The sequence below is a fragment of the Cyanobium sp. BA5m-10 genome (assembly GCF_024346255.1).
GTDB classification, from domain to species: domain Bacteria; phylum Cyanobacteriota; class Cyanobacteriia; order PCC-6307; family Cyanobiaceae; genus Cyanobium_A; species Cyanobium_A usitatum.
Genome location: NZ_JAGQCP010000033.1, coordinates 1 through 21,285, shown reverse-complemented (window position 1 = coordinate 21,285; position 21,285 = coordinate 1). Strand labels below are relative to the sequence as shown.

20 protein-coding genes are annotated in these 21,285 nt (G+C 55.4%); 9 read left to right on the top strand and 11 right to left on the bottom strand.

The window, feature by feature from the left end; genetic code table 11:
- Nucleotides 1-36: 36 nt before the first annotated feature.
- From KBY85_RS11305 to KBY85_RS11265, 9 genes are all read right to left on the bottom strand, one after another.
- Nucleotides 37-615, bottom strand: coding sequence for a hypothetical protein (locus tag KBY85_RS11305; protein ID WP_254961616.1), 579 nt, complete (start codon nt 613-615; stop codon nt 37-39).
- Nucleotides 616-1,158: 543 nt separating this feature from the next.
- Complete coding sequence (locus KBY85_RS11300) at nt 1,159-2,115, bottom strand: hypothetical protein (RefSeq protein ID WP_254961615.1); 957 nt, start codon at nt 2,113-2,115, stop codon at nt 1,159-1,161.
- A 165-nt stretch (nt 2,116-2,280) separates the two neighbouring features.
- Nucleotides 2,281-3,273 carry a hypothetical protein gene (locus KBY85_RS11295; RefSeq protein WP_254961614.1) on the bottom strand — a complete coding sequence of 331 codons (993 nt, stop codon included), beginning with the start codon at nt 3,271-3,273 and terminating at the stop codon, nt 2,281-2,283.
- A 92-nt stretch (nt 3,274-3,365) separates the two neighbouring features.
- Complete coding sequence (locus KBY85_RS11290) at nt 3,366-4,307, bottom strand: hypothetical protein (protein ID WP_254961613.1); 942 nt, start codon at nt 4,305-4,307, stop codon at nt 3,366-3,368.
- A gap of 60 nt (nt 4,308-4,367) precedes the next feature.
- On the bottom strand, nt 4,368-5,990 hold the full coding sequence (locus KBY85_RS11285; protein ID WP_254961612.1) for a PP2C family serine/threonine-protein phosphatase: 1,623 nt from the start codon (nt 5,988-5,990) through the stop codon (nt 4,368-4,370).
- 7 nt (nt 5,991-5,997) lie between these two features.
- Complete coding sequence (locus KBY85_RS11280) at nt 5,998-6,744, bottom strand: VWA domain-containing protein (RefSeq protein ID WP_254961611.1); 747 nt, start codon at nt 6,742-6,744, stop codon at nt 5,998-6,000.
- Between the two features lie 44 nt (nt 6,745-6,788).
- A complete protein-coding gene (locus KBY85_RS11275) occupies nt 6,789-8,120 on the bottom strand; it encodes a protein kinase domain-containing protein (RefSeq protein ID WP_254961610.1) in 1,332 nt (443 codons plus the stop codon).
- Nucleotides 8,121-8,131: 11 nt separating this feature from the next.
- A complete protein-coding gene (locus KBY85_RS11270; protein ID WP_254961609.1) occupies nt 8,132-8,824 on the bottom strand; it encodes an FHA domain-containing protein in 693 nt (230 codons plus the stop codon).
- On the bottom strand, nt 8,821-9,102 hold the full coding sequence (locus KBY85_RS11265; RefSeq protein ID WP_254961608.1) for a hypothetical protein: 282 nt from the start codon (nt 9,100-9,102) through the stop codon (nt 8,821-8,823). Before KBY85_RS11265 ends, KBY85_RS11270 begins: the two co-directional genes overlap by 4 nt.
- A gap of 108 nt (nt 9,103-9,210) precedes the next feature.
- On the opposite strand from KBY85_RS11265, the gene KBY85_RS11260 reads away from it, so the two are divergent.
- The 9 genes from KBY85_RS11260 to KBY85_RS11220 all read left to right on the top strand — a co-directional run bounded on the left by KBY85_RS11260 (nt 9,211) and on the right by KBY85_RS11220 (nt 19,449).
- Nucleotides 9,211-11,646, top strand: a complete 2,436-nt coding sequence (locus KBY85_RS11260) for a transglycosylase domain-containing protein (protein WP_254961606.1) — start codon at nt 9,211-9,213, stop codon at nt 11,644-11,646.
- The gene (locus tag KBY85_RS11255) at nt 11,646-12,920 is read left to right on the top strand and encodes a GUN4 domain-containing protein (protein ID WP_254961605.1); all 1,275 of its coding nucleotides are present in this window, start codon (nt 11,646-11,648) and stop codon (nt 12,918-12,920) included. The genes KBY85_RS11260 and KBY85_RS11255 overlap by 1 nt, the downstream gene beginning before the upstream one ends.
- Before the next feature lie 674 nt (nt 12,921-13,594).
- Nucleotides 13,595-14,716 (top strand): tetratricopeptide repeat protein, encoded by a 1,122-nt coding sequence (locus tag KBY85_RS11250; protein ID WP_254961604.1) that lies wholly within the window; start codon nt 13,595-13,597, stop codon nt 14,714-14,716.
- A 1,099-nt stretch (nt 14,717-15,815) separates the two neighbouring features.
- Nucleotides 15,816-16,436: a hypothetical protein gene (locus tag KBY85_RS11245; RefSeq protein ID WP_254961603.1), complete on the top strand. Its 621-nt coding sequence runs from the start codon at nt 15,816-15,818 to the stop codon at nt 16,434-16,436.
- Nucleotides 16,437-16,495: 59 nt separating this feature from the next.
- Nucleotides 16,496-17,449: a major capsid protein gene (locus KBY85_RS11240; protein WP_254961602.1), complete on the top strand. Its 954-nt coding sequence runs from the start codon at nt 16,496-16,498 to the stop codon at nt 17,447-17,449.
- A gap of 3 nt (nt 17,450-17,452) precedes the next feature.
- Complete coding sequence (locus KBY85_RS11235; RefSeq protein ID WP_254937212.1) at nt 17,453-17,881, top strand: hypothetical protein; 429 nt, start codon at nt 17,453-17,455, stop codon at nt 17,879-17,881.
- 5 nt (nt 17,882-17,886) lie between these two features.
- On the top strand, nt 17,887-18,423 hold the full coding sequence (locus KBY85_RS11230) for a hypothetical protein (protein WP_254961601.1): 537 nt from the start codon (nt 17,887-17,889) through the stop codon (nt 18,421-18,423).
- Nucleotides 18,424-18,442: 19 nt separating this feature from the next.
- On the top strand, nt 18,443-19,240 hold the full coding sequence (locus tag KBY85_RS11225) for a hypothetical protein (protein ID WP_254961600.1): 798 nt from the start codon (nt 18,443-18,445) through the stop codon (nt 19,238-19,240).
- An 83-nt stretch (nt 19,241-19,323) separates the two neighbouring features.
- The gene (locus KBY85_RS11220; RefSeq protein WP_254961625.1) at nt 19,324-19,449 is read left to right on the top strand and encodes a hypothetical protein; all 126 of its coding nucleotides are present in this window, start codon (nt 19,324-19,326) and stop codon (nt 19,447-19,449) included.
- Nucleotides 19,450-19,530: 81 nt separating this feature from the next.
- On the opposite strand, the gene istB is transcribed toward KBY85_RS11220, so the two are convergent.
- Nucleotides 19,531-20,298: an IS21-like element helper ATPase IstB gene (istB, locus tag KBY85_RS11215; protein WP_254961624.1), complete on the bottom strand. Its 768-nt coding sequence runs from the start codon at nt 20,296-20,298 to the stop codon at nt 19,531-19,533.
- A partial coding sequence (locus tag KBY85_RS11210) for a Mu transposase domain-containing protein (protein WP_254961599.1) occupies nt 20,213-21,285 on the bottom strand: 1,073 nt, incomplete at its 5' end. The genes istB and KBY85_RS11210, both read right to left, overlap by 86 nt.

Below are 21,285 nucleotides of genomic sequence, written 5' to 3'. Positions count from 1 at the left end.
TCGTGAATCCCTGGGGCTTCCCCGCTGCGTCTGCCGTTAGGGAGCCAGGCGCTGGATGCCCGGATCAATGATCACCTGGCGGCAGTTCTGATGGCTGCCCAACCACCAGCCGGCCCCCAGCGCGAGCAGCAACAACGAGGCCAGCGGCACCAAGGCAAGGGTCGGATTGTTTGCGGCAGCGGGAGGGGAACCCTGCTGAGATCTGGGGGGATGAAATGACGATATCGAAGATGACGGTTTGCTGTTAGCCGATTGCTGGTACACCAGCGCCACAGATCTGGAGGGATGGCCTAGGCATCCGTCGAGCACATCAGCCATTCGACCCACAATCGCGCTGTTGTATGTGAGCGCCAGATCCTGAAGAAGGGCATCACGGGCGCTCACCTGCACCGAGTGTCGCTTCAGCCCAACAAGCTGCTGGAAGGCGGGGCGACCCAGCAGATCCCGCAGCGGTCCAAGCAGAGCGGTGTCATCGCCAAGCAAATCTTGTAGATGACTGTAGATGACGCTGAAGGGCAGGTTGGATGATGCCTGTTGAGCAATCAGGGCCGCCAGGTTAAAGCCCAGCTGCTGGTCGCTGATGCGGACTGGTTCGGGTGTGCTGCTTGATGTCATCTGACTAGAGGAGGCAACAAGTAAACAAGAGTTTCCTGATCGATCCAGTTCATTCCATAGTGACACTATTTTTAAGTATAATACCCCACTCTAAGGCTAGTGCACTAGACGTAGCCGGAATAATCGTATTGACTAGTGGTCGAGGCATCTGCAATGCCTTCCTGGCGCTGATATCTCAAGCCACTTTAAATATGTCGGCCGTAATAAAATCCTGATTTTCATATAAGATGCAACAGTGGAATGCGCAGTGAATGCGGCATGCTAAAGAGCTGAGGTGACACTAAGATCCCTTGGATTAAATTTATTATTAGTCACGAGCTGATACACCTGGTTCGAGTGACTTGCCGAGAAATTTATCCCCAACGCCAAGCGTGCCTGCATGCTCATTCCTAAGACTTGGTTGAACCATTGAGCCTACAGGCAAGTTGCATTCATTACTTGCTAGCGGCACTGCATGCCAGCGTGGTACAAATCAAAGAGCGCTGAATAACCAAATCCAAAATCTTTATCATCGTGGCTAAACTCTGGAACCTCAACCTAAAACTAGCTCCCCAGCCATGAAGGCGGTACCAGCATTCCAATAATGTAGAAAAACAAGAAGATTCCTCCAGATATGACAAACAGCCAGTCCCAGGCGTTAAGAGAACGGAATTGCGGCCGCTCTCCGCTTTCCTTCTCAAGAGCTTGATTGGCTAGCTTCTGCAAGCGAGCAGGCTGGATATAAGCAACAATGACGATCGCAATGGAGACTGCTAACAGAACTATATTTGTCAAAACCGACTCAGAAGCCTGAAGAAGATTAATCAATGAAGGAATCAGCGAGTAAAGAATGAAGACAAGCCAGGGCCTTGGCTCATCCGAATTCAAGCCGAGCTCGTTGAGTCTCAGCCGGATCCTTCTGGCGGCACCTATGATATAAAAACCTCCAAACAATGCACTCCAGAATGGGAGAATGCTTCCGTCATTCTTGCGCAAAGCAGTGAGGGACTGCGACATGGCAGCCACCCGCTTGTAATGCCGCCAGTGGCGGTAAGACCATAGAAAAGTATAGACTCCAAATGATAATACAGAAAGCAGCAGCAATCGACTTGGATTGTCTGCGTAAAAACTCCCAGGCGCAAGGCCGGCGATTGCTTGCTGCCTCGGCTTGTGCGGTGATCTTTCGTTTGTAGCCTGTGAACCAGAAGCTATATGATCAATAGTCTTCAAATCAAGAGCTCCGTCAATAAATGCTGTCAGCTGAGCAACGATTTCATCGCGATAAAGGGGCCTTAGTTCAGATAGCAGCCGATCTTTAGCAAGTATCTTCTGTGTGGGTGGTTCCTGCAGCATGATCTCTCTAAAGACCTGTCTTGCGGATAGGTCAAGCAGTGCTGGCTTGAGTCCTGGCTGATCAGTGCAGATATCTTGGAGTAAGGCCCCAAATTGATGCGGGGGGATCTGGCGTGATTGAATCGCTTGCCTAAATGCTAGGCCTGCATTAAAAAGTTCATTGGACATGGCCAATGGGTGATCCTAAATTGCCAAGAGGAATATATCAGACTTTCGGACGGTGGGCATCCAGTTTGCAGCCTTCTAGTTATTTGTTGGAATAACTTCTTCAGATATAATTTTCTCTGCCCTTGAATGGGTAATTCGAATATCGGTGCAGTCCGTCTTATCGCCTCATCTACGTGGAGTGATCACGCGACCGAATTCGCTGGCAGTGATCAATGCCGGTTCGGTGCTCGTGTCGACGCTGAAGGAGCGCGTTTCGGATTGCAAGGAGCCATCCGGCCAGACGAAGGTGACTGCCCCTTCTAGATTCACAGTGGAGCCCGTCTGGCTGGTAATCCGCAGATCCTGGGTAGTCACCCTCTCGAACTGATTAAAGAAGCCGGGTGTGAATTGGTCGGCAGCTCCACTGCCATAGAGAAGCCTTGACTTCTCGAAGTCCTTCGCTGACAGCGAGTTGTAAAGATCCTGAATGCTGCGTAAAGTACGGTCAGCAACCGACACCGTAATAGGTTGGTCAGATGACTCAGAACGCGGCTCCGGTTGCACTGGAAGTGCCCTGGAGTTGATCGGATCAGAATTGATCTCTGGTGCTCCCGCTGGAGCAGAGGTACTGGTGTCTGGAGCTGCTGGCGCCAAGGTGCTTTGCCGCTGCCAGACCAGAAGCACAACTCCTGCAAGTGTCATAAGCAGCACCCCGCTTAGGAACGCCAGCACCGCATTTGTGCTCGTTTTTCCACCGCCCCCGACTGATGGGCTTGTCACCGCCCTAGTGGCCAGCTCGCTTGTCGTCGATGCTAAAACAGCGCTTGGCGGTGCGGCACTTCTCGTCGAAATGGGATGCGTCTCCGCCACTCCCATCAATCCTTGCAGTACTGGCTGGAGGCGGTCACAAAGCAAGGGAGAGAAGACCTGTGCCAGTTCATGGCTGAGAATCTGCAGGTTCTGCTGATCTCCTAGTGGAGGATCCGTACCGGCTGCGTTGGCGAAGGTACTCGAGCTCAGCAGATGACGAAGGGGAGCTATCAGTTCGTGCTGATCACCTCCACAGAAATCAGCCACTAGAGCTTGCAAGCGCTTTGCATCCACGGGGCCTTGCCGCTGATGGCGCAGGATATGAGCGCGAAGCTCAGCGCCAATCTGATAAGTGTTCATGCCGTTCATACCTGCTGCTTCCCTGAATAATTCTGGCTTATTGCACCATTCTGACACTGCTCATTCTTTTGACACTCTCCGAGCCGCTGAGAAGTATCCCATCACGCCTTTAGGCACGAGATTATTCCCATAAGGACTCTTGTTGAAAGAGAGCTCAGGGCATAAAAGGAGACCATGACTATTGCAAAATCTGGCGGCGCATTAGATTGATCAACGATGGCCATTGTCAAGGTATAATATGCAAGCAGAGGTACTTCCACTCTGTATGCCGCCTTTTCTGTTCGTCCTGCTTGGAATGCTGCCGCGCACAAGGTGATTGAAGCAAAAGACATTAGTGCCCAGGGCCATGTATAAACATATTCAAGAACCAGGCTTGATGGATTGAGGGTCACTATTGGATTGTCGAGATTAGCTTGTGCTCCTGAGATTAGCTTGATCATAAGAAACAGAGAAAACGGTGGAATCTGATAGATCAGAGTACGACCTATCTGGCCTATTGAAGACAGCTTGCTGGACTTTGAACTCTCTTCTCGTTCTGGATAACTCTGCAGAATCTCATCTTCCACACGGCTCAGGCGCCTGCGGACCACCGTCCTAGTTGACTCTAGCTGTAAATTGTAATCGTCTATCTCCTCAGAGCGAGGTTCATGCGAGATTTTTTCCTCATCGGCAGTGTTTGTGATCTCTTCTTGATCGAACTCTTCGGGCTCACCTTCTGGATTTATTTGATCAGAGGGAAGGTCAACAAATCCAAGTGCTCCCTCAATAAGATCCATCAGATCTATGACAATCTCGGGGCGATAAAGTGCTGCTAGTTCACTGGCTAGGTTGTCTCGGGCGAGAATCATCTGGGCTGGAGTTCCAGCAAGTGGCAATTCCCTAAAGGACTTCCTTTTGCCGAGATCGAGAAGAGCAGGCTTGAGATCCTCGCGATCACTGCATAGATCAAGCAGGATCGCGCCATATTGTTCGGCTAACAGATTGCCAGCTTGTACGGAATATTTAAATTGGAGGCCGATCTGATAAAGAGTTAATTCAGTCATCCGTTAGACTTCATAACTGAATCCTTGATTGATGGTGCATGCTTCACCTGATCAAAAGACTCATCTACTTGGTGTGGTGCCGTGAGGTGTGGTGTCTTGAGCACCAACCCCGTTGCCCGCAGAGGGTCGATATGATTCTTTCCTGAGGTTTTCGCCATTAGGAGCTGCTGGCAAATCAATACGCGCTCGCTGCCACTCACGACTCAAGGCTTCTCGGAGTTCAGGGCAGAACTCAACGAGTTGGGGCTGCTCTAGTTCAGGATTGCTCGAAGCGATCAATGCGCCAAGAGGATCCTTGGAAGGCATGGCCAGGTATATGTTGCGGATTCTTGTATCTCTAAGTGTATCTTTAAAAATACGTTTGTACGGACTTAGTTGTCCAGCGATGGAATTAATTAGTTCATCGTTTATTCGGGGGCTCGGCGGAAACGCGGGAGAACCCGCATTTTTCATACTGTTGCACAGCTTGCTCGACTGGTTCTGCAGCGCTGCAACCAGTTGAGAATTCTTTTGCGCTAAGTTGCTTTTATTTGCGCGGGTGAATGGCCCAAGCCCTTTCCAGGCTATGCCAGCTGTTGCCCCTATCGCTGCAACGACAATCACAACAAGGGCCACGATGGGCCAGGGAATATGTCTTTGCAAGCAGTTTTCTGAAATCTGATTGTTCTTAGAGCCTCCTCCCTGGATCAGAGTGGGGCTGAGATCAGTGTTAACGATCGCCTCTGCTTTGGCAGCGCTGGTGCTTGCTAAAGGCTTCTCCTGGCAGGGCTGGACTATCACCAACTGACTGGGCTGAAGCCCTTGCTTGGGATGACGAGCTCCTCTTGACAAGTGCGGCTTCTCGCTGACCACTCTCCAGCGGCCAATCGCCACGCTCACATCATCACCGCTGCCCTGGCTGCTAATCCGATCCAGATCTGAACTCAGCTGGACCGCTGCGTCACCCTGTCGGGGCTGCTCTGCCTCACAAAGATAACGTACAATCGCAAAGAAGTCGGCATCGGTACTGCAGGACTTGCGCACTCCATCGGTGCTTAGCAGCAGGGAGAAGGGAGTCTCCTGCTCCGTGATCGGGTGAACGGCGGTGCGAGCAACGAAATGGCGTGGAGCGTTGCTTAGGCAGAGGCTGTAGGTGGTCTCTCCCCCTGTCTGATCTTCCTCCTGTTCCTCACTCGCCAGCTCAACTTCACCATCCGAACCGATTCGAACCAGATCCCAGTCGCCCAGTCCGGTGTGACCCCACCAATCTGGGGTCATTATCACCAGAGCGATGGTGGTGCCGTATGAGAGCGGCGAGTAGGGGTCTTCACTGGCTTCCGTCTTGATGCGCTCTTGGTTCCAATGTGCTTCGACAGCCGCCAGCCAGCGCCGATGCAGGGTCTGGGCGAATGACCCCTCAAGCCATTCCTGCCATCTCTGGACAGCATCACGCCCCACGCTGCTGCTCTGGCCCAGTTGTTCTGCAACCAGGTTCAGGGAAAGTTCGCAGGCAAGCCGGCTGCCTACATCACTGTGGATGTAACGCTTCCCTCCGTGTCCGTCAGCCACGACCATTAGTTGGACGGGGTGCCCGCTCCTGTCCTTAAGGCTGCACCACCCACTGGCGTCTTGGCACACCACACCTCGCCGTGCATGGGATGCACCTGTGCGGGTATTTACTTCGGGAACAAACCAGCTGCTCACCACTTGATCACCAAACCGTTTGGCTCATATCGGTCGGATCCATCAGCGTGGGAGGTAGATCGGGCATAGGGACGTTGGTGGCGCTTGATGGTGCTCGATCGCCCCCAATCTCTGACACCGGCCGCGAGGCCGCACTTACAACAGCGGTCGAGGCCCACTTGATATACCTAGCTAGTGTTCGAGCATCGTTGGCCTGGAGTGGCCTCATCGCAGAGCGCTCTCCAGCATTGGCAGTGCTGGGTTCAGGCCCAATGAACTTTTGCAGATCCTCCAGATTCGCGTCATGTCCGATAGCGATAGACAGCCGAACAGCCTTACGAGCCCAGGGCTCATGCAAAAGCGTCTGCAACCCTCCGTAGTAGTCATCAGTGGGAGCACCGTCTGAGATCAATACCAGCACCGGAGGTAGCGCCCTTTGCTCCATCGGAGGGGTGCGCAGAGCTTGGGCTACCAAGGACATCGCTTCGCCCATGGCTGTTAATCCACGAGCTTCTAGATCTCGCCAGCTATGTTCAATCTCTTCTACCGGCGTGGGCTGCGCGATGTGCCATTGAGCGTGGTCAGAAAATGCGACAGCACGTACAAGCATCTGAGCTTCCGGATTGTCGCGAGCTACGTCTGCCATCGCTGGCAGCGACTGACGGATCGCTTGATTGAGCGACTGCATCTTGCTGCCACGCATCGATCCTGAGCAATCACACAGGTAGATGAAGTGCAACGGGCGACGAGCCAGTTTGACGTCAGGGAAAGCCATGCCTTAGGGGAGGTTGCGGAAGTTGAGTATTAAAGGAGTTGTCTTCATCGCTCAAGAGCGACGTTGCCAAGATGAGTCTTGATCTCGCTCACTTGAGCCAGATTGCAGCGCTGCCCAGTGGAGATCTCCGCCGACTGGCCGTTGGTGAACTGCGCTGTCCAAGTATGGGGAGATAGGTTTTGTAGTCCAAGGAGATTTGGATTGCTTGGATGGGATTCAATCCTCCCGATTGGTGCATCGATGCGCTCTGTTGCTAGTGGATTGAGGTGATGGGGATGAAGTTCGTTGTCAGACTGGGCAAGCAAGGCGTAATGCCCGGTCGTTAGCCGAGCAGGTGGCTCTATCGAGGCCCCACATGCCCAGCACTGGGTGATCGTTCCAGGGTCTGCGAACACTTCCTGCCCGCAGTGGGGACAGATGAGGCGACTGTCAAGACAGGCCGCCAGGGCTTCACACCACTGACCGGTGCGAACCCGCGCGGATGGGTTGTCCATGCCTGGTCCAAATGTCCTCTGAAATAGCCGCTGCAAACGTTCGGGGTAGATGGGCCAAGTGAGCACAGCAGCTCTGTGCTCATCAGCATCGGGTCGGTTGCGCTCATCTATTGGATCAAAGATGAAGACTGGATCTTCGCCATAGAGCCTGCGCTTGGCAGGCTCATCAAGACAGCGAATCCCCATCTCCATTTTTCCCTTGAACGGATCACTGCGAGTGAGCAGATGGAACATCAGCACTGCCATGGAGAACAGGTCGCTGTCTGCAGACGGCTTGGCCTTACCCATCAACACCTCTGGAGCCATAAAACCTGCGGTCCCCAGTGCTAAGCCTCGGTTTTTACCATTCTCCTCGACGTTATCATTATCGCAGATCAAAATCTCTCCAGTCCCTGGCTTTAGAAAGAGGTTGCCTAAAGAAATATCTTTGTAGCAGAGGCCCTTGCTGTGCAGCGCATCGAAAGCCTCAGCTAGATAAAAGCAAGCTCTAACGACGCTTTGGAGTGTGACCGAAATGCGTGCGGCGGAATGCTCGATAGCCCCTACATAGCCTGGCGGCCTGATCGCCATGAGGTAGCCGAAACACCCCGATGGAATATTAAGGTTGGTGCAGCTACTAATTGAGGGCTCAAGTAAACTTATGGGCCATAGAAATGCGGGGCTAGGACTGGAGAAGCGAATACTGTCGCGCAGCCTCTCCGCAAGCCCGATATCTTTACTGGCGATCTTGGGGAAATACCACTTGGCAGCCAATGCCTCCCCTGCGAAGGTCACCTCATAGACCTCTCCCTGCCCCCCGGCTCCCAGTAGCCGCTGGACTTCAATCGGTGAGGAGAGGTTGGAGCACTCAATTGTCGCCCCATTGGGCAGCATGGATTCCATCGTGGGCAAGCTCAGGCTGAAGAGGGCTGGCCAATCGCCTTACGGATACCGTTGCGATGACCGAGTGCGGTGATTTTGTTAGCGAAGCTATGACGGTAAGCCATGCCATCGAGCAGGGTCACCAACAGCACATGCTCTTTCCGTGAGCCGAGCACAATCCAGCCGGCCAGGGCCACCAGCTCCAACGTCCAGAAGGCGGGGGGCCATGGCAGAAGCACCAGGGCTCCCAGGGACAGCAGAGCCCACCAGCTGAAACTGGCTGGATAGCGAGGCCTGCTAAGTAGCTGGACGAATTTGATTTGGTTCATCGGAATCAGCTGACCGGCAAACTGCAGATTCCCGCCTACTGAGCTTTTGACAGCAGGTTCTGGGGTGGGCTGTGGGCTGACAGGCGCAAGGCGGAAGACCAGCACCGGTCCGACCTTACCCAACTGGATCTCGTCGCCATCGCTGATAGGGCGGCAGTTGCGGATGCGCTGGCCTTCGAGGAAGGTGCCTTCCTGGCTCCCCCAATCGCAAATCAGCCAGCCATGGCTGACCGACCAGCGCACGACAGCATGGTGATCTGCCACGCCATCTGTTTGGGGCATGCAGAGCAGGTTGGTGGAAGCCTTGCCAATGGTGAGCGGTTTTTTGGTGCTCAGAGGCGCCGTTTTCGCCGGATCATTTCGTAGAAACAGCTGGGCTCCATTGCTGTGTTTCATTGCCGGCTCCTGCGCTGCCACCACTGCCGCCAGTCCTCAGTGAGCTCTGCCCAGAAGCCTGGCTCACCGTTACGCCACGCAACTACGCGCCCAGGGAAGAGCAGGGCTTTGGCGGCCAGAGCAAGGGCGAACAGAACCATAGAGAGAAGGATCCAGCCCGGTATGGCGCCAGGCCAGAGGAATGCTGTGGACAGGGAGAGTGACCTCGCTGCAAACAGGCCGATGGTGAGGGCTACCCACAGACGGAACGGAGTCCAGGGATCACGCCGAGTGGTCAACGCCGGAACTGCATCCTTGGAGGGTTACTCTATGACAAGCATGGCTATGCCCCAATTCCTGAGACTGGTGCCAACGCCGATTCAACGAGCGCTGAACACAGCGTGGGCATGGATCAGCCTGTCAATGGCGTATCTGAGACAACCACTGAGCGTCCAACCCAGCCGTCTGTCGCCCAGTTGGGGCGCAAGCTAGTTGATGATTTGCAGAGCCTGAGAACCGCTAGCTGGCTTGAGCGTCGCCGCTGGTGCAATAGTGTCTGGTTAAAAGCTAGAGAGCGCCACGCCTGGCTGGAGATCTGGCATGGAGAGCAGCTCGCCTCTCGGATTGAACTGGGCGAATGCAGGTTGCGCATCGGCCGTGATACTTGCTGTGAGCTCAGGACAGATGTCCAAGGCGTGAGCAGGGTTCATGCCTTCGTGGAGAAGGACCGCCCACAGGACCGCGACTGGGTGCTGGAGGACTTTGAATCCGCCAATGGCGTTTTCTGGCGCGATCGACGCATCCGGCGTATTGCTCTTCGTGATGGCGATGTGGTGCAGCTGGGCTCACCACTGCGCGGTTCACCAAGGCTGGAGTACCACCAGCCACGCAGCGCCTGGGAGCAGGTGGTTCACGGCTTTGGCCTGTCCTCCTTGGTGGGGTCAGCGGTGGTAGTCAGCGGGCTGATGCTCTTTAGCACCGTTGGTGGAGGGTCAAGGGTTAACTTCATTGGTGGGCCGGTGAAGATCGCAACCCAGCAGGGGCAGCGCGTGGACGAGAATGAAGGTGCAGCAACTGCACTTCCTCATCTAGAGGATTACCCGCTGCACCTACGTCAAGCGCTGCTTGCTTCTGAAGATGCGCGATTCGGCTGGAACAGTGGCCTGGATATTGGCGGCACGCTGCGCTCACTAGTAAAAAGCAGCGGCGGCGGAAGCGGTATTACCCAGCAAGTTGCGCGAATTTATTACCCCTGGGTTAAGAAAGGGAACCCCAATTCGCCCTGGCCATGGATACGGACACCTGAAATCGACGCAAACGATCAGCCAGTCAAGCGAGGACTTCTTTATCGCAAGATTCGGGAGTTGCCAGTTGCCTGGCAACTGGAAACGCACTTCAACAAGAATGAGATCTTAAAAATGTATCTAGATCGCGCCTTCCTTGGCATGGGCGCAGAGGGATTCGAGCAAGGGGCAAAGCTATACTTTCGCAAGTCTGCCCGGCAACTGAATCTGCCCGAATCTGCTTATCTAGTAGGGCTGCTGCCAAGTCCCAATGGATATAATGTTTGTTTCGCACCAAGACCGGACGAAGTAAGGGTTGAGAGGGAGGAGAGGCAACAAAAGCGGGGTAAAAGTATTGCACCATACCCGGATGAAACAACATGGACCCCAGTGCTTCGCCGCAACCTTGTACTTGGTCGCATGCTTGCCGAAAATTTCATCAGCGGAGATCAATATCGTGACGCTGTTAGACACCCCTTGAAGGTTGACTTATCAATCTGCCAGCAATCAAGCTATAAGAGCTATCCATTCTTTAGTAATTATGCGCTAGAGGAGCTTTCGGGCCCTCGCTACTCTCTGAATCTGTCGCAGCAGCGTGATGGTGGAAACTACTATGCAGTTGCAACTGTCAAGCCTGCGCACCAAGCGGTTGCAGAAGCTTCTGTAAAGCGGTTTCTCGAATCTGATGCTGAACCAATCGGTGTGAATCAAGCGGCTTTGATCTCGCTAGATTTCCGCACAGGAGAAATTATCTCTTACGTTGGTGGCAAAAAATATGGTTACAACTCGGATCGAGGCGAAACCAGTTATGACCGTGTCAGAGCCCAGAGACAGCCTGGTTCAACATTCAAGCTGTTTACATACTTGGCTGCACTTGAGGATGGCATGAGTCCTGAAGATCAGATCTCCTGCGCGCGAATTTTTCAGCTGGAGGCTGGTTGCCATCAGGGTAGTGCAACCCTTTCGATGAGCCAGGGTCTTGCGCTCTCCGAAAATCCGATCGCGCTACATCTCGCCGATAAGACGGGTTTTGATCTTGTAATTCGCATGGCCCGCAAACTGGGTATTACTACGCGTCTTGAAGCTAATCCAAGTATGGTACTGGGCGGCAACGAGGCATTGCTCTATGAGATGGCTCAGGCTTATGCCATTGTGGCAAATGGTGGCCGCGCAGTGTCTCTACATGGCGTAAATCGTATATACGACCTTACTATATGCGGATCTGAACAGGCGCTAAATCAATGCCCTTCTCATGGCATATTTACGCCCATTCCACAGAAGAAGCAGGAACTACTTTCGCCAACTGTCGCTAAGGCTATGGACGCCATGCTGCTGCGAGCCGTACAAGAAGGCACAGGCCGCAACGCCAGCACTGTGGTTGATGCTCGCGGCAAGACAGGAACAACCAATAACGGCCGGGATGCCTGGTTCATCGGCTATTCCCCCAGCAAGGGAGTGCTCACCGGCATCTGGATGGGCAATGACAACAATCAACCCGCCGAAGCATCCGCAGGTGCACTGGCTGCCCGGCTCTGGGGGCAGTACATGCGCGCGATCTGATGGTGCGACCCGGTGCCGATTACTCCCTGGGTCTGGCTTTTGGTCGGGTAGTTAAGGCACAACCCCTGCGCCATCCATCACGGCTGAATGCGGTGCTCGCTGATCTGCTTGCGGGCGACCTGCCTCTTCGGGCTCCCCTAAGGGAGCTGGTGGAGTTGCCCGCTTTTCTGGAAGCCGAACCACTGGTCGCCTCGGCGACGGCGGTTGCTCTCGTCAGTTTTCTGCTTGATGAGCTTGGTTGTGTTTATCGTGATGAAACGTTGGCGCGCCTCCGCACGGTGTTGTGCGGCTACTTTGCTCTGCCAGAGGCAGCAGAGGCTGAGCCGGCTGAGGCTCCTTACGTGGAAGAGAAAAGAGAACAAGAAGAACTGCCAAATAATTACAAGCAGGTAGATGGTCGCCTCGATGATGTGGACCGTCATAAAGAGATTCTCAAGAGACTTTTAAACCGCCAGCTTTGGAATGAGGCTGATCGGGAAACCTGGCAGCTTCTGGTCGCATCCTGCGGTGGTGGTCGTGGCCAGGAGTCGTTTGAGTCGATCTGGAGGGCGGCTCCGTGTGCGCTGCTCTACGACATCAATCGGCTCTGGTGTGTGGCCAGCCACTTCCGTTTCGGCTTCTCCGTGCAGCGTGCACTCTGGGAAGAGCTGGTCTCTCTATCAAGTTCTGCCAATGCAACTTCACGTGCGGGGAGTCCGAGGGAGCCTGCTCGGATCTTTGCTGAGTTTCTACAATCGCGTTCCAGTCAGTCTCTAGGAAGTGTGCATTCCGGTGCAATCGATTCTGCTGCTTTGCCTCCAGGTTTCTACCCTCGGGGCGGCATGCATCGGGTATGGGAATTTGGACGTTGGCAAATTGCGTGGGACAGCGCCTGCCTGCTAAGCCACTTTGCTGAAGTCCATGGCCGCCTGGTTGATTGCGGCCTTGTGGGCATCAAACTCGACGCTGGTACCCGGCAGCAATTGCAGGCTCTGCATCAAGCCGCTTCGCCCCCATCTGCTGCGCCAGCTGAGGTTAATGGTGCTGCGGCGCGTGAGCCCTCCCAGACGAAGGAGCCTTCGGCTCAATCTCCTAATGCGCCAGCGACGAATTCTGCAAGCTTAAAATCTAATGATTTTTCTGGCTTTGGCGTCTTGCTTTTATCCTGGTTGTTTCTTGGAATGTTTTTAGGATCGTTTGCTGGCCCCACAGTGACTAGGGATTGCTCATCCACTGGACACCATTCAAGAACCTTTTGTTATCTCTGGCATGTGCCTTCAGGTTTGTCGCGCTAGTGGAAACTGCTGGGGTTCCACGATGAAGTCCTTTATCCATATATGAATAAATAGCTGGTCGATGGTCTGCTCCCTCCGCCATTAATTTCGAGTGAATTGACTATTGAGCTCATTGTCGCATGGTGGCTGGAAACTGGGCTGTAGCGGGCTGGATTGACCACATCACATCGAAACCTCCTGCCTATGGTGATCATTCCTTCACGTGAATGACTCGCGGCTAAAGGCTTACCGGTTATGGGATGTAAGAACATTAGCTCCATGCAAGACCCGATTAGCCCTTGCAAGCGTCCCCCGGGATAGTCAAATTAATTTGCTGTGCCACATACTAAAGCTTCTGGCTGCCTAAGTAATTTTCTAAGTAGAGCGGTATTGCTTGAGAGAGGCAGCACTCTTCATGAACCCAGCGGAATTAGGACGGATGTCTTGAACCATCGAGAAGTTGACACTTTCAATGGGGATGCTGCGCAGCGGAGTAGCAAACGGCTTCCGCAATCGACATAGATTACTATGCTCGGCTGTGACGCAGGGTATACTGGGAATATTAATTTCTTTGTCTTGTGGCGACAGCTGACAGTGACCAGCTCAGGAGCTTGGGCAGACAGCTTGGCGAATACGTCTCGCGGCAGGGAGGAATACTTCCAGCACCGGCGGCGCTTCAAGGGGTTGTAGCCGATTTGACCGCCGGGCAGTCTGATTTGCAGGCACCACTGCGTGACCTGGTCAGCAGACAGAGCTTTGCAGCACTCCTTCCTCATGCACGATCAAGTGGCGGGCTGATCCAACGTGATGCGTTGATTCAGGAAATCAGCCGCGTCTACCATCCCGATGTGCTGGTGCAGGTGGAAGATGTGTTGAATGGCTTCCTGGATGCATCAGGGGGGATTGCCACATCGATTCCGCAAAGCCAGTCTCCTGCACAGAAGAGGGACAAGCCTATTGAAACTTATCTCGAATCAACGGAGCGTATCTCAGCCCCTTCCGAATCTTCAAGTCAGTCAAGTCATTCAAGAGTTAGCCAAAATCAGGCAGCTCCATCCGCAAGAGCACTAATGTTTGTCGCCTTATCGGTTGGAGCTGTTGCTCTTTCAGCAACAGGCTTATACTATGGATTTAACCCTTCTGCGTCATGCTCTGAAATAGCAGACAAATTAGAGCCCCTTTCTTCCGATACGAGTGAGTTCAAGAAACTGATTGCTGATCACAAAACGGCATGCGCGGGAGACCCTCGATTCCTTGTGCAGGAGGCAATCCTCCGTAATTCAGAAGGTCAAACCGAGCAAGCCCTCCAACTGGTTGGCCAAGCGATCAAGATCGATCCCGTAGATTCGACCGCCTTTTGGTGGCAGGGTCATTTCTACTATATGCTTTCTGATTATAATAAGTCGCTCATCGCATATAGCAGATCATTAGAGCTTGATCCCAAAAATTCCGGTGCTGCAGAGGGTAAGGGTGATGCACTCTCGCAACTCAATCGAAGTAGTGAAGCCATATCTTGGTACTCTGAGGCTATTAAGCTAGACCCAGCTAGTGCTTATGCCTTTCGAGAACGGGGTCGAGAAAAGGGACTGAGATTGGATCAGTATAAAGATGGCCTTGCAGACCTTGACAAAGCCATTCAGATTAACGACTCTGATGGATCTTCGTACCAAGTCAGGGCATACATCAAGACGTGGCTGGATGACTTCACTGGTGCCTGTGCTGATCTCAAAAAGGCTAAGCAGCTTGGGGTTAAAGAGGTTCCTAATGGGGGAAGTACAGTGTCAATTGATCAGCAGATTGCTGAGATATGCAAATAATTATTGTCAACTAGTCCCCAACCCTTTCACGCTCTCTTGATAACCATGATTGAAACAGTCTTTTCCCAGTTATTGGCCCGATTGGTTGCTAGTCGCTTTGAAAAACTAAATGAAAATAGGAGCTTCATTGTCTTGAAGCGACTAGCCCACGAACGAATCTGTAGAGAGATTTTTTTTGGAATTTAGAGTGTATCAGCAACAGCCGTCCTGACGAACGTTCTGTTTATTTATCATTGATGCGCACTGACGCGTTTGATGATCTTGTGAAACTTGGAGCCCCTATGGACGATATTTTTGGATCTCATATCGCCGCGCTTAATGGACCGCCTACTTCTGCTCTTCCGAAGCAATTAAGGAGGCGACTTAAGGGCGTCAATCGCTTATCCCATCTTCTAGATCGCACCTATAATAGAATATGGATGTTTCGTCACCGAGTAACACATGGTCTTGAGCTGGGAGATATTTCTTATCTTCGCCAATTATTAAAGCTGAGCCTCGCGGAGACCACCAATTTTCGCGATGCATGTATTGATGGCCATCCGATTGCAAGCAGGAATCCTGGTCCACCTATGACGTTTATTGCTGATAGTGATTCGGCTGTTTGGTAAAAGAGAACTTATGACTCCATATTATATATGTGCTCTCGCTGGAGGTGGCGACGGACTGTGATTGCCCTCTGCAGGGCAGGCTAATTCTGGAATCGCAACCGTCGGTACAGCTTTCGGAGGCGTTGTAGTTCTTGTTCTCCCAGGCCACTGGCAAAGAATTGGCATGGGCTGGGGCCTTAGGAGCCGGCGATGTCGACGAGAAGGTTTAGCGCCAGGGAGCAGCCTCGGTGAGGCCGGCACGATCTGCATTGATCACGGCTAGCCGCTACTGCTCGATTCCCTTGAGTTGCTGGGGCTCTGCCTCCCAGCCATTCCACAACTGCTGCCAGCTTTCCGCTGTGAACGGTGCCTGGCATGCGGGAGTGGTCATGGTCGTGGCGGCAGATCCTTTTCCCTGCTTTTGCCGCTCCAGGTCCTCTACGTTCAGAACAGCGCATCTCATCGATATGGCACCTACCTGCACGCTTCAGAAGATCCGATCCAGAGGGGCTTTGGCGGCTGCAGTTGGCTTGCTATTGCTGTCGCTTAGACCCGCGCTCGCTTTGCCTGGCGAGAGCGGAAGTGAGCTGGTGCGGAATTGGCGTTCGGCCACACACATCCTCCCCAGACCAAAAGCGGAGCGGAAATACACCGATGGCTATCCCGACCTCAGTTCTCAGGGGGCAGCAGCAGGAGGAAGACTTGGCTTCAGCGTGTTCCTGAACAGCAGCGGTATTTCTGAAACTGAAACCATTGACTACAGGCCTAAGGCGTGCGAAAGCGAGCCATATCGCTGCTCTGGAAAGGTGATCTTCCAGAAAAGCGGTAATGACCTGGGTCACCTGCTGATCGCTGAGGTCCTTGGACCAGAAGTCCTAGAGGACTTTGTTGGCTCAGATGCCCTGAGAACAGTGAACGAGCCAGGAGAAGGTTCAAGTCAGGTCAGCGTGTTCTATGCCGGCCAACGCTTCAACTACACCACCTGGGTTCACAGTGAGCCGGGAAGGACAAGGGCGATCTCCCACTTCAGTGTGCTGGAGAAGAACGATGCGGAGCTTCGTAAGCGCATCCGATTGGCGGAGACCTGCTCCAACCCTGCAATGAGAAGTGATCCTCTCTGCAGTGCTCCTTGAGTTAGAGCTGCGTGCTCGGCAATAGCCCCTGACCTCCCCGGGGCGCTGCCCCCTATGCCATGGGCCTCACCTTGATCGAGGCAGCTAAATACGAAAACCGGCTTGAGCATCTAGCTGTGCTCAAGACGTTTTCAGAGGGCGAACTGCTCGCCCAGCTGCCGTTCATGAATATTGCCGGCAGCGGCCTGTTCTATTCCGCTGAACAGGAGCTGCCATCTGTTGGCTTTCGCGCTGTCAACGAGGGCTATACCCAGAGCTATGGCGTTGTTGATCAGCGCGCAGAAGCTGTGCATCTATTTGGTGGTGACGTGGATGTGGACCGCTCGATCGTTGATCTGATGGGTCCTGAGGCCCGTGCCAGTCAGATCGAGATGAAGGTGCGCTCCATGCGGCTCACCTTGGAGGCAACGGTGATCAATGGCGATAGCAGCGCCAACCCCAGGGCATTTGACGGCCTCAGTAAGCGTCTGCAGCCAGGCGATGCGATGGCAATCGACAACGCCGGCAGTGGTGGCGGCAGCGGTGGCAGCAGCACTGCTCCTGGTGCACCGCTTGATTTTGATCGCCTCGATGAGTTGATCGATTCGGTGAATGCCTATGGCGGCAGCAAGGTGCTGGTGATGAGCAAGGCAATGCGCCGTCAGCTCAATGCCATGGCTCGCGCCTCCATTGGCGGTGGTGTTTATCAGACCAGTACCAACTCCTTTGGGATGACGGTGCACCGCTACCAGGACTGCGAGCTGGTCACGGTTGACCGCGATGCCCAGGGCATTGAGGTGATGGGTTACGACGAGGCGGGCGGCACCAGCTCGATTTACTGCTGCACCTTTGGTGATCAAGGTGTCACCGGTTTGCAGGGCCCGTTCCAGGGCCGCTACGGCATTTCGGTGCGGGACCTGGGCGAGGTACCTGATGCCCCGGTGTTTCGCACCCGCGTCGATTGGTACGTGGGCTTTGCCGTGCTCCAAAGCCGCGCTGCTGGTCGCCTCTTCAACATCACCCCTGCTAACTGAGCCATGAACGGCAATCCCTTGCTTGATGCGGAGACCACGCTGGTGGGCTGGACCAACCGCAGCGCCATACGCAACTTGGAGCGCACCTTCCTCTCTGGAGAAGAGGTGCTGCTTACAACCAAGCTCGATGCAGCATCACGCTTCTCAGTAGTAGCAAGTAACCCAGGCTCTGCTGCTCCAGTTGAGATTCAGGTGTCCTTTGCGCCTGTGCTCCGTGATGGCACAACCGGTAGCTGGGTGGTTGCAGCAACCGTGGCACTGCCAGCAGAAGGCGGGCGGGTGGAGGCGTTCATCAGTGGACGTGACATTCAGCTCAATGCCGCTGATTTAGCCGATGTGGACCTGCCGGCGGTCTGCTTTGCCAAAGCAGAGGTGAGCCCCGAGACCCCAGAGGGGATGCACGTGGGACTGACCGCCACCATCCCCGCCTGAGTGCCATGACGACTCTTGTTCGCCATGACCTAAGTGATCCAGCCATTCCTGAGGGAATGGTGCGGATCAGTGCTGGAGCAGAGCACCGCTACATCTGGCCGGTGCACCTAGGCGGCTGGCAAAGCCTGGGCTGGCAGCTGCAAGAAGCTAGATCAGATCTACCAGATGCACCTACTAACGGTGCTGATCCGCCAGACGCACCTACCGGTGCGATCGATTTGACCGCTCCGTTCGCGCCAGAGCCAGAGGAGGTAGTTCAGTCACTGCTTGTTGCTGAACCAGAAGCAGTGCCAGAAGCGGAATGGGAACCAGCAGCCGAACCACCAGCTGAGCCCAATCCAGATGCAGCCACTGCGCCAGTAGCAGCGCCTGATTTTCAGGCCATGACCAAGGCGCAGATCCTTGAGCACTGCTCCAGCGTTTATGGCGTCGAGCTCGATGGCAGCCAGACCAAAGCGGAGCTGGTGGAGCAGGCCACGGCACTGGCGCAGCAACCCGAGCAGCTGCTGCCTGATCTGCTGCTGGATGACCCCCTGATTTAACGAGGATCAGCAGATGACCATGGCCACGCGCACCAGCGTTGCGATCAGCAGTGGTGGCATCAGCGCGCAGCTGATCCGCCTGCTGCCACCTGCTGGCTGTCCTGGTGAGGCGGTGTGGGTGCCGTCCAATGAGGTGCAGCGCTGGGAGCAGCTGGGGTTTGGCCGTGCGCCTATCCCGGCGGCTGATCTGGAACTGAGCTGGCAGCCTGCTGGGGCGGAGTCGGGCGGGCTGATCCCGATTGAGCTGCTACTCAACCCACGCACCACGCCTCCCAATGCGGTGACGGTTGATTGGGGCGATGGGGTGAGCGAAACCCTGCCCTGGCCGGTTGGCGGCGATGGCAATGGCCGGCTCCAGCACGGCTACGCCAGCCGCAGCGACTACACGATCACAACAGAGCTCACCAGCAGCGGTGTTACGGCAACGCTGCTGGTGAGCTTGGCGGGCTGCCCGATCTGGCAGCCCGAGGTCACGCCACCACCCGATGGAGGTGGCGGTGGAACAGTGCCTGGCACCGTGCTGCCCCTGATCCCTGGTGCTGGCATTGCGGGCGGTACCTACGACGGCAGCGCAACCCAGCAATGGAGCCTCACGCCATGGGGTGGCGGCAGCAGTGCTGGTGGTGTGCCGCCCAGCGATGGATCTAGCGCCTTGTTCCTTTGCGCTGATGGCACCTGGGCCATGCCGCCTGGAGGCAGCAGTGGAACTGTTTGGTTTAACGGTGCTGGACCACCGCCGCTGACGATCAGTGGTGCTAATCCCGGTGACTACTACCTGGACAACCTCAGCGGCAACTTTTATGTGCTGGAGGGTTGATCGGCAATAGCGAGTAGGTCGCACCAAGCGGTGCGCTACGCAACGTTGCAGCTGCTTGATGCCCTGGAACCAGAGCTTGAACCTTGTTGGTCCAACAGGACCTGCAGGTGCTGCTGGAGCAAGCGGAGAACCAGGTGCTGCTGGTCCGGCTGGAGATGTTGGCCCTGCTGGTGAAGTGGACCTGCAGGTGTGGCCGGCCTAGCTGGTGATGTTGGTCGTGTCGCCGCCTTGGTTCTTCTTGGCTGCAGCGTTGGTGGCGTTGATCGTGACGGCGATGGCGTCCGCGTCAATTACGTAGGCGGGTCTATCTGATCGCTGGAAGCCCGTGCAGCTGCTGCTTTTTGCCTGTAGCTCTCGCCTTTGATGCCCACGATGTGGCAGTGGTGCACCAGCCGATCCACCGCTGCCACGGTCATCGATCCGCTCGGGAAGATCTCGTCCCACTCTCGGAACGGCTGGTTGGAGGTCACCAGCAGTGATTTGCGCTCGTAGCGGTGGCAGATCAGCTCAAACAGCACCGAGGTCTCCAGCTCGCTGCGGCGCACGTAGCTGATGTCGTCGATCACCAGCAAGGCGTAGCGATCCAACTTCTGGATCAGGGCCGGCAATTCAAAGCTGGCCTTGGCCTTCTGCATTAGCTGCACCAGGGCCGTGGCGGAGAAGAAGCGGCAGGGCTGGTCCTGCTCGATCATTGCCATCGTGATGGCAATGGCCAGGTGCGTTTTGCCAACGCCGCTGGGGCCAAACAACAGCAGGTTCTCGGCCTGCAGCAGCCAGGTGTGGCTGCGGGAAAGCACCTGCAGCTCCTGCCAGTGCTTGGGCTCAAGGTGCTGGTGATCGAAACCATCAAGCCCCTTCTGCCAAGGGAGATGGGCATCGCGCAGCAGCCGTTGGCGTCGGGCGATCAGGCGGTGATCGACCTCCTGCTCACAGAGGGCATAGAGGAACTGGCCAGGGCTCCAACCCTCGGCCTCAGCCTGCTGGGAGAGCGGATGCCAGTGGCTGCGAAAGCGGGCGAGTTTCAGTTGTTTGAGCAGCAGCGGCAAGGCCGCTTCCACCGCAGCTGAGCGGGGCACCGGGGAGGAGGTGGTCATAGGAGGCAAGTAGGTGTTGGGAAATAACGGGATCGGAGAAGGCACTGCGGCGCGGCGGTACCCGGAAGCGCTGTTGCAGGAGCGAGAGCGACAGGGACTGGCGCTGCTGGGCTTGCTGCAGGAAAGTGAGGACCAGCTCAAAGGACGCCACCCGCACCGCCACATACAGGGCCTCGACCATCAACCGGGCTGCGGCGTCACGATCACCGCCAGTGAGTAGGTGTTGCCAGAAGTTCCACCAGCGCTGATCAGGGAAGAGGTGGCGCTGGTAGCGGCAATGGAGAAGGGCCCTGGGCTTGGCGCGCAGGCCATCGATCAGGTGCTCCAGATCGATGCACCAGGCCCTCGGGCCATGACTGCCGCTGCCATAGGCGCGGGGCAGCTGGCAAACCCAGTCGCTGCCCAAATAGACGATCAGCCGGTCATGGTGCAGTCGCACCGTGACCTGGCGGCCAATCAGGGTGGGCGGCACCGAGTAGACAACCTGCCGCACCTCGATCGTGCTGGTGCTCCTCACCCGCACAGTGAGCAGCTCGTAGTCGGCAAAGCGAAAAGCTGGCAGTGGTGCCAACCGTTCGAGTTCCTGCTCGTGGCGCCGCTGGCGCGGAGCATTGAGGGCACTGAACACCTCGGCCAGCAGCTCGCCGTATTCAGCAGGCTCGTCGAAATCACAGCTGCCGCGCAGGATCAGCTTCTGCACCAGCCGCCGTTTGACATGGCCGTGCGGTGCCTCAACGATGCCGTTCTCGTGAGCCACACCGCGGTTGTTACGGCTGGGAGAAAGCCCGTAGTGGCTGCAAAGCGCCTGGTAGCGCGGGGTGATGTCGAGGGCATAGCTGCCATCGCGGTTGCGGCTGGCAGCCGAGAGCCGATCGGTGCGCAGCTCCCGTGGCACACCACCGCAGGCGGCCAGGGCGTTCTGGAGGCCTTCCGAGAGTGCGACAAAGCTCT

What these genes read in the sequence shown, in the direction of transcription:
- KBY85_RS11305 (WP_254961616.1), bottom strand. Translation starts at nt 615, where the DNA reads ATGACATCAAGCAGCACACCCGAACCAGTCCGCATCAGCGACCAGCAG.
- KBY85_RS11300 (WP_254961615.1), bottom strand. Translation starts at nt 2,115, where the DNA reads ATGTCCAATGAACTTTTTAATGCAGGCCTAGCATTTAGGCAAGCGATT.
- KBY85_RS11295 (WP_254961614.1), bottom strand. Translation starts at nt 3,273, where the DNA reads ATGAACGGCATGAACACTTATCAGATTGGCGCTGAGCTTCGCGCTCAT.
- KBY85_RS11290 (WP_254961613.1), bottom strand. Translation starts at nt 4,307, where the DNA reads ATGACTGAATTAACTCTTTATCAGATCGGCCTCCAATTTAAATATTCC.
- KBY85_RS11280 (WP_254961611.1), bottom strand. Translation starts at nt 6,744, where the DNA reads ATGGCTTTCCCTGACGTCAAACTGGCTCGTCGCCCGTTGCACTTCATC.
- KBY85_RS11275 (WP_254961610.1), bottom strand. Translation starts at nt 8,120, where the DNA reads ATGGAATCCATGCTGCCCAATGGGGCGACAATTGAGTGCTCCAACCTC.
- KBY85_RS11270 (WP_254961609.1), bottom strand. Translation starts at nt 8,824, where the DNA reads ATGAAACACAGCAATGGAGCCCAGCTGTTTCTACGAAATGATCCGGCG.
- KBY85_RS11260 (WP_254961606.1), top strand. Translation starts at nt 9,211, where the DNA reads ATGGATCAGCCTGTCAATGGCGTATCTGAGACAACCACTGAGCGTCCA.
- KBY85_RS11255 (WP_254961605.1), top strand. Translation starts at nt 11,646, where the DNA reads ATGGTGCGACCCGGTGCCGATTACTCCCTGGGTCTGGCTTTTGGTCGG.
- KBY85_RS11240 (WP_254961602.1), top strand. Translation starts at nt 16,496, where the DNA reads ATGGGCCTCACCTTGATCGAGGCAGCTAAATACGAAAACCGGCTTGAG.
- KBY85_RS11235 (WP_254937212.1), top strand. Translation starts at nt 17,453, where the DNA reads ATGAACGGCAATCCCTTGCTTGATGCGGAGACCACGCTGGTGGGCTGG.
- KBY85_RS11230 (WP_254961601.1), top strand. Translation starts at nt 17,887, where the DNA reads ATGACGACTCTTGTTCGCCATGACCTAAGTGATCCAGCCATTCCTGAG.
- KBY85_RS11225 (WP_254961600.1), top strand. Translation starts at nt 18,443, where the DNA reads ATGGCCACGCGCACCAGCGTTGCGATCAGCAGTGGTGGCATCAGCGCG.